This is a genomic window from Caulobacter sp. X, assembly GCF_002742635.1.
Taxonomy (GTDB): Bacteria; Pseudomonadota; Alphaproteobacteria; order Caulobacterales; family Caulobacteraceae; genus Caulobacter.
Genome location: NZ_PEGF01000002.1, coordinates 1,912,648 through 1,924,497 on the forward strand (window position 1 = coordinate 1,912,648; position 11,850 = coordinate 1,924,497).

Here is an 11,850-nt window from a genome sequence, read left to right on the forward strand (position 1 = left end):
GACAGTGTCCTTGGGATGACGCCGTTCGGCCGTCATTTCAGGGAGAACGAGGGGGCACGAGGCCAATAAGGCCCGCCTGTCGACCTCGACGGCGATTGAGTTGGCTTGTTTGAGTTGGCTCAAGGTCGCCGCCGACGGATCGGCGTCCCCTCGTTGCAAAGAAGCGCGAAGGGGCGAAGAACCTAATGAGTCTTTGGCTTTATCTGGCCATCGGGGCCGGGCTTCTGGCGGTGCTGTATGGCGCCGTGCAGACGGCCAGTCTGATGCGGGCCTCGGCCGGCAACGCACGCATGCAGGAGATCGCCGCGGCGATCCAGGAGGGCGCTCAAGCCTATCTGCGGCGGCAATATCTCACCATTTCCATCGTCGGCGCGGTCATCCTCGTCGCCGTCTATCTGCTGATCGGCCCCTGGGCCGCCCTCGGCTTCCTGGTCGGCGCGGTGCTGTCGGGCGCGGCGGGCTTCGCCGGCATGCTGATCTCGGTCCGGGCCAACGTCCGCACCGCCCAGGCCTCGTCGGAAGGCCTCGCCAAGGGCCTGTCGCTGGCGTTCACCTCGGGCGCGGTCACCGGCATGCTCGTGGCGGGCTTCGCCCTGCTGGGCGTGGCCGGCTACTACTGGGTGCTGACCGACGTCCTGGGCCTCGAGCCGACCGGCCGCGGCGTCGTCGACGCCCTGGTGGCCCTGGGCTTCGGCGCCTCGCTGATCTCGATTTTCGCCCGTCTGGGCGGCGGCATCTTCACCAAGGGCGCTGACGTGGGCGGCGATCTGGTGGGCAAGGTCGAGGCCGGCATTCCGGAGGATGACCCCCGCAACGCCGCGACCATCGCCGACAACGTTGGCGACAATGTCGGCGACTGCGCCGGCATGGCCGCCGACCTGTTCGAGACCTACGCCGTGACCACGGTCGCGACCATGGTCCTGGCGGCGATCTTCTTCCGCGGCCACGAAGCCGTGGGCGCGATGATGCTGCTGCCGCTGGCCATCTGCGCGGTCTGCATCGTCACCTCGATCATCGGCGCGTTCTTCGTCCGCCTGGGCAAGAGCCAGAACATCATGGGCGCGCTCTATAAGGGCCTGATCGTGACCGGCGTGCTGTCGATCCCGGCGGTCTGGTACGTGCTGCACCAACTGATCCCGGCTCCGGTCGTGACCGAAGCCCGCACCTACACCGCCGACGGCCTGTTCTACTGCGGTCTGGTCGGCCTGGCGGTCACCGCCGCCATCGTGATGATCACCGAGTACTATACCGGCACCAACTTCCGTCCGGTGAAGTCGGTGGCCCAGGCCTCGGTCTCGGGTCACGGCACGAACGTGATCCAGGGCCTGGCCATGTCGTTGGAAGCCACGGCCCTGCCGGCCCTGACCATCATCGTCGGCATCGTCGTCACCTATAATCTGGCCGGCCTGTTCGGCATCGCGATCGCCACCACGACCATGCTGTCGCTGGCCGGCTTCATCGTGGCGCTGGACGCCTTTGGTCCCGTCACCGACAACGCCGGCGGCATCGCTGAAATGGCCGGCCTGCCGCCGGAAGTCCGGGTCACCACCGACGCCCTGGACGCCGTGGGCAACACCACCAAGGCCGTGACCAAGGGCTACGCCATCGGCTCGGCGGGTCTCGGCGCCCTGGTGCTGTTCGCCGCCTATACCGAAGACCTGAAGTTCTTCTCGGCCAATGCGACGCCGGGCAGCTTCTTCGACGGCATGGGCGCGGTCACCTTCGACCTGTCCAACCCGTACGTCGTGGTCGGCCTGCTGTTCGGCGGCCTGCTGCCGTTCCTGTTCGGCGGCATGTCGATGACCGCCGTCGGCCGCGCGGCCGAGTCGGTCGTCGCCGAGGTGCGTCGTCAGTTCCGCGAGAACCCCGGCATCATGACGGGCGAGGTGAAGCCGGAATACGGCCGCGCCGTCGACATCCTGACCAAGGCGGCCATCCGCGAGATGATCGTGCCCAGCCTGCTGCCGGTCGTCTCGCCGGTGGTGCTGTTCTTCGTGATCAACGCCATCGCCGGCAAGGTCGACGCCTTCGCCGCCCTCGGCGCCATGCTGATGGGCGTCATCGTCACCGGCCTGTTCGTCGCCATCTCGATGACCAGCGGCGGCGGCGCCTGGGACAACGCCAAGAAGGTGATCGAGGAAGGCTTCACCGACAAGAACGGCGTCCTGCACAAGAAGGGCGGCGAGACCCACAAGGCCGCCGTCACGGGCGACACCGTCGGGGATCCCTACAAGGACACCTCGGGCCCGGCCGTGAACCCGATGATCAAGATCACCAATATCGTGGCCCTGCTGCTGCTGGCGGTCCTGGCCCACGGCGGCTGATGACGCGAAAGCGTTGAAACGGAAACGCCCCGGAGGAGACTCCGGGGCGTTTTCATTCGAGCCGATCAGTAGACGTCTTCGGGATCCATCTCGACCAGGGCGTCCTGGGGCTTGGGGATCACGTCGATCGGCACCTCGCCGCGGCGATCCACGCCGACGAAGTCGTGATCGATCCGCCGGCGACGGCAGGGGCCGAAATATTCCTTGGCCTGCACGAAGGGGCGGGGGTTGTTGATGATCTCGTTGACGCGGTGCATCACCGTCCGCGCCGTCAGCGGCTTGGCCAGGAACTCGGTCACCCCGGCCATCCGCGCGTCGTTCAGGGTGCGCTGGGTGGCGTGACCCGTCATCATGATGATGGGAACGAAGCGATTGGGGCTGGCCGTCGAGGTGCGAACCCATTTGACGAACGCCAGGCCGTCGACCGGGTGCATCACCAGGTCGGTGAAGATGATGTCGATCTCTTTCGACTGGAAGATCCGCAGAGCGCCCAGGCCGTCGTCGGCCTCGTAGATCTTACGGACGCCCGCCGACTTCAGGATGGTTGTGATCACCCTGCGCATGTTGGCGTTGTCGTCGATCAGCAGAATGGAAAGCGCACGAAGGTCCGTCGTTTCCACAGCGCGCCTCCTCCGCTTCCGTGAATTCGCTGGCGCGCCGCAGCGCGTCGTCAGAAATCGAGGATCGCCCAAACTGGGTTTATGGAGTGTTTAGGGCGCGACAATATGTCTCAAAAAGCATGGTCAATTTTAGATTCACAGTAAATGGCGGGGCGTATCCCTACTGTGAAGCTTGAATACTGGCGGCTGGAAACAGAAAAGCCGCCCGCCTTGCGGCGAGCGGCTCTGTAAACCTTGAGGCGATGGGCGATTAACGACGATCGCCGGGACGCTGGCCGGGGGCCTCGTCGTCCTGCGGGAGCATGCCGCCGCGACCGACGTTGCCGAGCAGCTGTTCCAGGATCGTCATCTCGCGGCCGCGGGTCGGCGTCTCGCGACCGTTGTAGGCGATGACCTTGCCGTCCTTCAGCGTGTAGGTGTTCACCGAGGCGACCTTTTCGTCGGCCGGGTTGAACTTGATCGCCACGACGTCGCGCTTGATCACGCGCGGATAGTAGAAGGCCACCCGGTCGGTGGTCTGCGAGATGTAGTACCAGGTGTTGTTGTCGAAGGTCGAAACGGCCGACGGCGAACCCAGCTTTTCCATCAGCGTGGACTTGCTGTCCTCGCCGACCTTCATGTCGGCGGGCTTGGCCTCGATGGCCTGGAAGCCGGAATAGCTCGTCAGCGGCGTACAGGCCGAAGTAGCGAACGCCAGGGCCAAGACGGCGGCGGCGAAAACGGCGGGGCGAGACATCAAGGCTCCGAACCGGAAAAATGCAGACTTTGACCTATCGCCCGCGGGAGCTTAGTTCAATGCCCGCGTGAAAGCGGACCCCGCGTCTAGCGGGATGTCGCGGCGAAATCGAGGCGTTTCAATGTTTCTGGATCGGTGGTTGAAGCCCAGGCCCGCCAAGGCGGCGGGGGCCAAGCTCTACGCATCGGCCGTGGCTCAGGCGCGTTCGCCGGCTTTCTACCGCGATTTCGGCGTTCGCGACTCGATGGAGGGCCGCTTCGAGCTGTTCAGCCTGCACGTGATCTTCCTGATCGAGCGGCTGAAGGGGCAGGGCGACGCCGCGGCCGAGACCTCGCAGGCGGTGTTCGATTCCTATGTGAAGGGCCTGGACGACGCCTTCCGGGAGATCGGCGTGGCCGATACGGCCGTGGGCAAGAAGATGAAGAAGCTGGCGGGCGCCTTCTACGGCCGCCTGAAGACCTATGACGAGGCGGTCGCCAGCCTGCCGGACGAGGCCGCGACTCGCGACTTCCTGGCCCGCACCGCGTTCGAGGAAAGAGGCGAGGGCGACGTCGCCGCCCTGACCACCTATCTGATCAAGACGCGCGGGAGCCTGGCGGACCAGCCGCTGGACGCCCTGCTGCAAGGAGACGTGACTTGGCCGAACCCGTGACCGCGCCCTGGCCCTGCGAGATTCCGCTGTCCCAGGTCGATCGTGGCGCCGTGAAGCTGCGCCTTGAGCCCAGCGCCGACCAATGCAAGGCGATCGCCAAGCAACTGGGCCTCGTCAGCCTGGAGGCGCTCTCGGCCGAGGTGTTTCTGACGTCCTGGCTGGACGGCGCCGAGATCTCTGGCGTCCTGCGGGCGCGGGTCGTCCAGACCTGCAGCGCGACGGCCGACGACTTCGAAACGCCGATCGACGCGCGCTTCAGCCTCCGCGTTTTGCCCGCCAACAGCGAAAACGCCCCGCAGGAAGAGTTTGGCGACCTTGGCGCAGACCCCGATGGCGATGATCCGCCCGACGTGCTGGAAGGCCAAGTCGTGGACGTGTCCGGCTACGTCGTCGAGCACCTGGCGCTGGAGCTGGATCCGTTCCCCCGCAAGCCCGGCGCGGTGTTCGTCCAGCCGCCGGAACCGGTGGAATTGTCCCCGTTCGCGGCGCTGAAGGGGCTGAATTTGAAGGACGATCAGGGCTAAACACCCCGACTCGACCGCTTGCGTGATATTCACGCGGATGTATCGTCCGCCGCCTTGAGGGCGGCCGGGCCGCCTGCCGGAGCTCTCAGCGCCACGTGACTCAATCCGTCGTCATCTCGATCGACGCCATGGGCGGCGATCATGGCCCCTCGATCGTCGTGCCCGGCGTCGCGCTCGCGGCCCAGGCGCTGCCCGGCGTGCGCTTCCTGTTGCACGGGGACGGCGCGGCCATCGAGGCCGAGCTCGCCAAATGTCCCGCCGCCAAGGCCGTGAGCGAAGTCCGCCACTGCGACAAGGCGATCGGCATGGACGAAAAGCCCGCCCAGGCCATGCGCCGAGGCAAGGGCTCCAGCCTGTGGAACGCGGTCGAGGCGCTGCGCGACAACGAAGCCCAGGCCTGCGTCTCGGCCGGCAACACCGGCGCGCTGATGGCGATCTCCAAGCTGATCCTGCGCATGGGCGCGGGCCTGGAGCGTCCGGCCATCGTCGCCAACTGGCCGACCATGAAGGGCGTGACGGCGGTTCTGGACGTCGGCGCCAATGTCGAGAGCGACGCGGCCCAGCTGGTCGAGTTCGCGATCATGGGCGCGGCCTTCCACCACGCGGTGCATGGCTCGCACCGGCCGACCGTGGGTCTGCTGAACGTCGGCTCCGAGGAGCAGAAGGGCCACGAGGAGGTGCGCGAGGCGCACGCCATCCTGCGCGAGACCAAGCTGGACTTCGACTATCACGGCTTCGTCGAGGGCAACGACATCGCCTACGGCACGGTCGACGTGGTCGTCACCGACGGCTTCACCGGCAATGTCGCCCTGAAGACCGCCGAGGGGCTGGCGCGGTTCTTCTCGAACGAGATCAAGAGCACCCTGACCTCGACGCCGCTGGCCATGCTGGGCGCGGCCATCGCCTCGGGCGCGCTGAAGAAGATGCGCCAGCGCCTGGATCCGGGCCGGGTGAACGGCGGGCCGCTGCTGGGCCTCAACGGGATCGTGGTCAAGAGCCACGGCGGCGCGGACGCGGGCGGCTTCGCCTCGGCGATCCGGGTCGCCACCAACCTCGCGCGCAGCGATTTCCGCGCCGAGATCGACAGAAATCTGAAACGCCTGACCGCCGCCGCGGCCAAGGACGGGGCCTCCGGCGAGGCGCCCGATCCCGGCGTGGATCCCCAGGGAGCGGCCGAGTGAGCGTAGTTCGTAGCGTAGTGACCGGCGTCGGCGCCTATCTGCCGCCCAAGGTCGTGACCAATGACGATCTGGCCAAGTTCGTCGACACCAGCGACGAATGGATCGTCGAGCGCACTGGCATCCGCCAGCGTCACCAGGCCGCCGACGACCAGCCGGTCTCGGACCTCGCGGTCGAGGCCGCCAAGGAAGCGCTGGCCGCGGCCGGCAAGACCGCCGCCGACGTCGACCTGATCATCGTCGCCACCACGACGGCCGATCTTACCTTCCCGGCGGTCGCCACGATCGTCCAGCGCAAGCTGGGCGCGCCGGTCGGCATCGCCTTCGACGTCCAGGCGGTGTGCTCGGGCTTCGTCTACGCGCTGAGCGTCGCCGACGGCTTCGTGGCGCGCGGCAACGCCAAGTGCGCCCTGGTGATCGGCGCCGAAGCCATGACCCGCCTGATGGACTGGAGCGATCGCGGCACCTGCGTGCTGTTCGGCGACGGCGCCGGCGCGGTCGTGCTCGAAGCCGGTGAAGGCGAGGGGACCACGGACGATCGCGGCATGCTGGGCTTTGCTCTGCGCGCCGACGGGACCAAGCAGGACCTGCTCTATGTCGACGGCGGCCCATCGACGACGGGCACGGTCGGCAAGCTGCGGATGCTGGGCAACCAGGTCTTCAAGCACGCCGTGGTCAACATCTCCGAAGCGATCCACGCCGCCGCCGCCAAGGCGGGGGTCGCGGTCGCCGACGTCGACTGGTTCATCCCGCACCAGGCCAACCAGCGAATCCTCCAGGGCGTGGCCCATCGCTGCGGCATAGACGAGGACAAAGTGATCTCGACGGTCGCCATTCACGCCAACACGTCGGCCGCCTCGATCCCGCTGGCCTTCGCCCACGGGGTCAAGGACGGGCGGATCAAGAAGGGCGACCTCTTGCTGCTGGAAGCGATGGGCGGCGGTCTGACCTGGGGCGCCTGCGTTCTGCGTCTTTGACGCGCATCATGGCGCAAGCTTCGCGAGCGGCATGAACTGTTGACCTTGAGCCTTTGACTTCACGCGATAATCACGGCATGAGGTCATCGGTGGGTGAGGGCGCGGCTGGTTGAGGGCGGCCGCATCAGGCTCTTGTTCGCCGCGAGTGCTCTATCGGAGGTGGTCTGCTGGCCGCCAGGATACGCGTGGAGGGGGTTGCATGAAGGGCTCTACTTTGACCCGGGCCGACCTATGCGAGGCGGTCCACGAGGAGGTCGGTCTGACCCGTCAGGACTGCGCCGGCCTCGTCGAACGCACCCTGGATCTGGTGGCCGAGGCCCTGGAGAAGGGCGAGACGGTCAAGCTTTCCGGTTTCGGCGTCTTCCAGGTTCGCGCCAAGCGGGCTCGGATGGGGCGCAATCCCAAGACGGGCGAGCCCGCCGAGATCGAGCCCCGGCGCGTGATCGGGTTCCGCGCTTCCCAGGTCATGAAGGCGCGAATCGACCGCGCCCTGGGCGACTAGGATTCGTGCGGTGGCGAAGGGGCCGAACGCCTTCCGCACGATTTCCGAAGCCGCCGAGGAGCTGGGCGTGCCGCAGCACGTCCTGCGATTCTGGGAGACCAAGTTCTCCTTCATTCGCCCCATGAAACGCGCCGGCGGACGGCGCTTCTATCGTCCGCAGGACGTGGCCGTGCTGAACGGCGTCCGCACCTTGCTCCACAGCGAAGGCCTGACCATCAAGGGCGTGCAGAAGCTGCATCGCGACCATGGCCTGGCGCAGGTGATCGCCGCGGGGCTGGGCTCCAACGGCTCGGCCAAGCTGGCGGCCGATATCGACTATGGCGCCCTCGACCAGGGCGCGCGACGGCTGGAGGGCGAGGCCCGCGAGCGCCTGGCCTTCATGTTGCGCGACCTCACGGAGGTCAAATCGCGCCTCGATGGACTGCTGTCCCGCTAGGGCTGTTCCGAGAGCGGCGATTTCGTCCGAAATGGCAGTTGCCCAACCCCGGACCGGCGCCTATAAGAGCGCCTCTTCCGCGTCGGAGCGTGGCGCAGCCTGGTAGCGCACTTGACTGGGGGTCAAGGGGTCGCAGGTTCGAATCCTGTCGCTCCGACCATTTCCTTCGGGAACAGCGGAAGCCGAAAGGGTCGCCGAAAGGCGGCCCTTTTTCATGTCCGAAACCTACTTCACGACTGGCTTGTCGGCCTTGCCCATCCACGAGATCAGCGGAATCACCGGCAGGATCCAGCCCATGCCCAGCGCCACGAAATAGACGAGGTGCACGAAGCGGTTCTGGGGCAGGTGGTCGTAGAGGCTGGTGAAGATCCAGATCCAGGCGAACAGGACGGCCATCACGGCGATCGAGCCGATCAGCTTGCGGAGGCGGGCCGGGATAAGGGGAGCGCTCACGCGGGTCTCCGGAAGAGGCCGAGCACGGCCAGGAACACGACGGCGCCCACGCTGGAGACGATCAGCTCGCCAACGAATCCGCTGACGTGAAGATCGATGCGAGTCGCCACGAACGCTCCGATGAACGCGCCGATCACGCCGATCAAGAGCTTGATGAACAGGGAGTGGCGGCGGTCGAGCCCGAAATCGGCGATCCAGCCGGCGATAATGCCGACGATCGCCGCCGCGAAGACGCCCGTACCGCTCATCAAAGTCCTCCTGCGCGGGGCTTTGTGCCACGCGTCGCGCGCGTCGTCATGCGTAGGCATACAGACATTGATGCGCGCGTCCGGCGGGCGTAGGGATGGCGCGGCCGCATTTCGGCCCAGAAGTGACGCTTTTCCGACTCCATGACGTCTTTCCTGCGTTCCGACCGCTCGCGTCCCGTCGCCATCTGGCTCTTCATCGTGGCCGCCATGGTGTTCTCCATGGTCGTCGTCGGCGGCGCGACCCGCCTGACCGACTCGGGGCTTTCGATCACCCAGTGGCAGCCGATCATGGGCGCCTTGCCGCCGATGTCGGACCAGGCCTGGCGCGAGAGCTTCGAGCTCTACAAGCAGATCCCGCAGTACCACCTGGTCAATCCGGACATGACGCTGGAGGGCTACAAGGGCATCTTCTGGTGGGAGTGGGCGCACCGTCTGCTGGGGCGGACCGTCGGCGTCGCCTTCGCGATCCCGTTCATCGTTTTCCTGATCCGCCGCGACATCCCGCGCCGCCTGATCTGGCGCTGCGCCGTCATGCTGGGCCTGGGCGGCCTGCAGGGCCTGGTCGGCTGGTGGATGGTCTCCAGCGGCCTGTCCGAGCGGGTCTCGGTCGCGCCCGAACGCCTGATGACGCACCTGGGCCTGGCCCTGGCGCTGTTCGTGGTCCTGATCTGGACCGCGTTGGACGCCTGGAACGGCGCGCCGCGCGTCGAGGAGCGTTCGCCCTGGCGCGGCTGGGCGCTGGCTTTCCTGGGCGCGGTGTTCTTCCAGAGCCTGCTGGGCGCGCTGGTGGCCGGCAACGACGCGGGCCTGGTCTATAACGACTGGCCGCTGATGAACGGGCGCCTCTTCCCGGCCGACTATTTCGGCGCCGGCCTGTGGGGCACGATCGCCCATAGCCACGGCGCGGTGCAGCTGCACCACCGTCTGATGGCCTACGCTCTGTTCGTCGCCGGGATCGCCATCGCGGTGATCGCCCGGCGCGACAGGCCCCTGGCGGCTGGCAGCAAGGCGATCGCGACAGCCTTGGCGGTGATTGTCGTCCTGCAGGCCTCGCTGGGCGTCTGGACCCTGATGGCGGCCGTCCCGATCACCCTGGGCGTTCTGCACCAGGCGGGGGCCGCGGTGCTGCTGGCCGTGGCGACCGCCTTCGCCTGGCGCGTGCGACGCGCCTAAAGCGCGATCCGTCGCGGGCGACGGAAAAACTGTCACACGCTGGGAGCAAATCGGGCCGATTCCTCATGGAGCTTGGCCTTGATCCGCCCGTTTGTTCTCGCCCTCGTGGCGTCCGCTTCGATCTCGACCTTCGCCTGCGCCCAGGCCGCCGGCCCGATGGCGGCGGTCAGCGCCGCTGATCCCTATTACAAGGCCGGTGAAGCGGCTCTGGCGCGACAGCTGACGGTGGTTCCGAACACGGGGCGCGCCAAGAACGTCATCCTGTTCCTGGGCGACGGCATGGGCATTTCGACGGTGACGGCCGGCCGCATCTATGACGGTCAGCAGAAGGGCGTCGACGGCGAGTCCAATTCCCTGTCCTTCGAGAAGCTGTCCTATTCGGCGCTCTCCAAGACCTACAGCCACGACACCCAGGTCACCGACAGCGCCGCCGGCATCACGGCGATCATGACCGGCGTGAAGACCCGCAACAAGATCATCGGCCTGACGGGCGCGGCGATCGGCGAGAAGTGCGAGACCGAGAAGGGCAATGCGGTCCAGACCCTGGCCGAGCTGGCCAAGGCCAACGGCAAGGCGGCCGGCGCGGTCACCACGACCCGCGTCACCCACGCCACCCCGGCCGGCGCCTACGCCCACACCGCCTATCGCGACTGGGAAGGCGACAGCGACATGCCGGTCGAGGCCATCCAAGGCGGCTGCAAGGACATCGCCCGCCAGCTGGTCGAGGCGCCCGACGCCCTGCGCCTGGACGTCGTCATGGGCGGGGGCCGCTCGCGCTTCCTGCCCGAGGCCAAGGATGGCAAGCGCGCCGACGGCCGCGACCTCACCGCCGAGTGGCTGAAGGCCGAAGGGCAGGGCTCGGCCTACGTCACCACGGTCGATCAACTGAAGGCGCTGCCCGCCGACACCAAGCACGTGCTGGGCCTGTTCGCCGCCGAGCACCTGCCTTACGAAGTCGAGCGGCCGGTGTTGGGGCAGGGCGTCCCGACCCTGGCCGAGATGGCGACGGCGGCCGTCGACGTGCTGTCCAAGAACCCGAACGGCTATTTCCTGATGGTCGAGGGCGGCAAGATCGACATGGGCAGCCACCTGGGCAACGCCAAGCGCACCCTCAGCGAGACGGTCGAGTTCTCCAAGGCCATCGACGCGGTCCTGGCCAAGGTCGACCTGAAGGACACCTTGGTCGTGGTGACGGCCGACCACAGCCACGGTCTGGTCATCTCGGGCTACGCGCCGCGCAACTCGCCGATCCTGGGCGTCTCGGGCAACGAGGGCGAGCCGGCCATCGCCGCCGACGGCAAGACCTACACCACCCTGATGTTCGCCACCGGCCCCGGCGGCCCGCTGGGCAATGACACCCGCGCCGATCCGGCCAAGGAAGACCTGGACGACGTCGACTACCACCAGCAGGCCGTCGTGAACCTGCCCAGCGCCGCCCACGCGGGCGAGGATGTCGGCGTCTTCGCCGACGGTCCCCAGGCCTATCTGCTGCGCGGCGTCGTGGAGGAGAGCTACATCTTCCAGGTCATGCGCTATGCGTTTGGGTTTGATGACAAGGCGGCCAAGAAGCGCTGAGGGCTGGGTGCGTGGCTTCCGACAGAGTGAGGCGCCGCCGCGCCCACAAATCCTCCCCCCCCATGGGGGAGGTGTCGGCGCGTAGCGACGACGGAGGGGGAAGAGGCAAGGTCAGCAGGACTTCCCCTCCGTCCGCTTCGCGGACACCTCCCCTGCTAGGGGGAGGATTTTACGAGCGTTCGCGGCGCTCCGTGCTCGGCGTATCCGGAATCGAACCAAACGAAATCAAACACTTCTCACTTTTACACGTCGCTCTGTGATCCGTGTAAAAACCGCCTCCATACTGATCTCACCCAACAGCGCGGAAGGGACGTCCGGCCGGCGATCGTGACGGCTGTCGGGGGTGGTCGAGCGGGAAGCGCTCGCCGGTCTTCCCGAGCTTGGGAAGGCGTCTTCGCGGCGGATCCAGCGGCAGGCTCCCTGAAAAATCGGGACGAAGCCCTGGCGGCGGA

General features: G+C 67.1%; 13 protein-coding genes and 1 tRNA gene. 10 read left to right on the forward strand and 4 right to left on the reverse strand.

All coding sequences use genetic code 11. The annotated features are described in order from the left end of the window. Positions 1 to 185 precede the first annotated feature (185 nt). Positions 186 to 2,324: a sodium-translocating pyrophosphatase gene (locus tag CSW60_RS21535; RefSeq protein WP_099539082.1), complete on the forward strand. Its 2,139-nt coding sequence runs from the start codon at positions 186 to 188 to the stop codon at positions 2,322 to 2,324. Positions 2,325 to 2,389: 65 nt separating this feature from the next. On the opposite strand, the gene CSW60_RS21540 is transcribed toward CSW60_RS21535, so the two are convergent. Together CSW60_RS21540 and CSW60_RS21545 are read right to left on the reverse strand one after the other, a co-directional pair. Then, positions 2,390 to 2,944 carry a response regulator gene (locus CSW60_RS21540; RefSeq protein WP_099539083.1) on the reverse strand — a complete coding sequence of 185 codons (555 nt, stop codon included), beginning with the start codon at positions 2,942 to 2,944 and terminating at the stop codon, positions 2,390 to 2,392. A gap of 250 nt (positions 2,945 to 3,194) precedes the next feature. After that, positions 3,195 to 3,680 (reverse strand): outer membrane protein assembly factor BamE, encoded by a 486-nt coding sequence (locus CSW60_RS21545; protein WP_099539084.1) that lies wholly within the window; start codon positions 3,678 to 3,680, stop codon positions 3,195 to 3,197. A gap of 121 nt (positions 3,681 to 3,801) precedes the next feature. Here CSW60_RS21545 and CSW60_RS21550 point away from each other — a divergent pair, with 121 nt between their 5' ends. The 7 genes from CSW60_RS21550 (at position 3,802) to CSW60_RS21580 (ending at position 8,109) form a co-directional block, all read left to right on the forward strand. After that, positions 3,802 to 4,332 (forward strand): ubiquinol-cytochrome C chaperone family protein, encoded by a 531-nt coding sequence (locus CSW60_RS21550; RefSeq protein WP_099539085.1) that lies wholly within the window; start codon positions 3,802 to 3,804, stop codon positions 4,330 to 4,332. Beyond that, positions 4,317 to 4,856, forward strand: coding sequence for a DUF177 domain-containing protein (locus CSW60_RS21555; protein ID WP_099539086.1), 540 nt, complete (start codon positions 4,317 to 4,319; stop codon positions 4,854 to 4,856). Before CSW60_RS21550 ends, CSW60_RS21555 begins: the two co-directional genes overlap by 16 nt. 95 nt (positions 4,857 to 4,951) lie before the next feature. Next, on the forward strand, positions 4,952 to 6,037 hold the full coding sequence (gene plsX, locus CSW60_RS21560) for a phosphate acyltransferase PlsX (protein ID WP_099539087.1): 1,086 nt from the start codon (positions 4,952 to 4,954) through the stop codon (positions 6,035 to 6,037). After that, the gene (locus tag CSW60_RS21565; protein WP_099539088.1) at positions 6,034 to 7,011 is read left to right on the forward strand and encodes a beta-ketoacyl-ACP synthase III; all 978 of its coding nucleotides are present in this window, start codon (positions 6,034 to 6,036) and stop codon (positions 7,009 to 7,011) included. The genes plsX and CSW60_RS21565 overlap by 4 nt, the downstream gene beginning before the upstream one ends. Before the next feature lie 199 nt (positions 7,012 to 7,210). After that, on the forward strand, positions 7,211 to 7,513 hold the full coding sequence (locus CSW60_RS21570; protein WP_066686891.1) for an integration host factor subunit alpha: 303 nt from the start codon (positions 7,211 to 7,213) through the stop codon (positions 7,511 to 7,513). Positions 7,514 to 7,523: 10 nt separating this feature from the next. Next, complete coding sequence (locus CSW60_RS21575; RefSeq protein WP_099539089.1) at positions 7,524 to 7,949, forward strand: MerR family transcriptional regulator; 426 nt, start codon at positions 7,524 to 7,526, stop codon at positions 7,947 to 7,949. A gap of 83 nt (positions 7,950 to 8,032) precedes the next feature. Further along, positions 8,033 to 8,109: transfer RNA gene (locus tag CSW60_RS21580), tRNA-Pro, on the forward strand. A gap of 65 nt (positions 8,110 to 8,174) precedes the next feature. Here the strand turns inward: CSW60_RS21580 and CSW60_RS21585 are convergent. Next, positions 8,175 to 8,402, reverse strand: a complete 228-nt coding sequence (locus CSW60_RS21585) for a DUF2842 domain-containing protein (protein ID WP_099539090.1) — start codon at positions 8,400 to 8,402, stop codon at positions 8,175 to 8,177. Then, positions 8,399 to 8,650 (reverse strand): GlsB/YeaQ/YmgE family stress response membrane protein, encoded by a 252-nt coding sequence (locus CSW60_RS21590; protein WP_099539091.1) that lies wholly within the window; start codon positions 8,648 to 8,650, stop codon positions 8,399 to 8,401. Before CSW60_RS21590 ends, CSW60_RS21585 begins: the two co-directional genes overlap by 4 nt. Before the next feature lie 141 nt (positions 8,651 to 8,791). On the opposite strand from CSW60_RS21590, the gene CSW60_RS21595 reads away from it, so the two are divergent. Beyond that, on the forward strand, positions 8,792 to 9,823 hold the full coding sequence (locus CSW60_RS21595; RefSeq protein WP_099539092.1) for a COX15/CtaA family protein: 1,032 nt from the start codon (positions 8,792 to 8,794) through the stop codon (positions 9,821 to 9,823). Between the two features lie 78 nt (positions 9,824 to 9,901). Next, positions 9,902 to 11,398, forward strand: coding sequence for an alkaline phosphatase (locus tag CSW60_RS21600; RefSeq protein WP_099539093.1), 1,497 nt, complete (start codon positions 9,902 to 9,904; stop codon positions 11,396 to 11,398). Positions 11,399 to 11,850 lie beyond the last annotated feature (452 nt).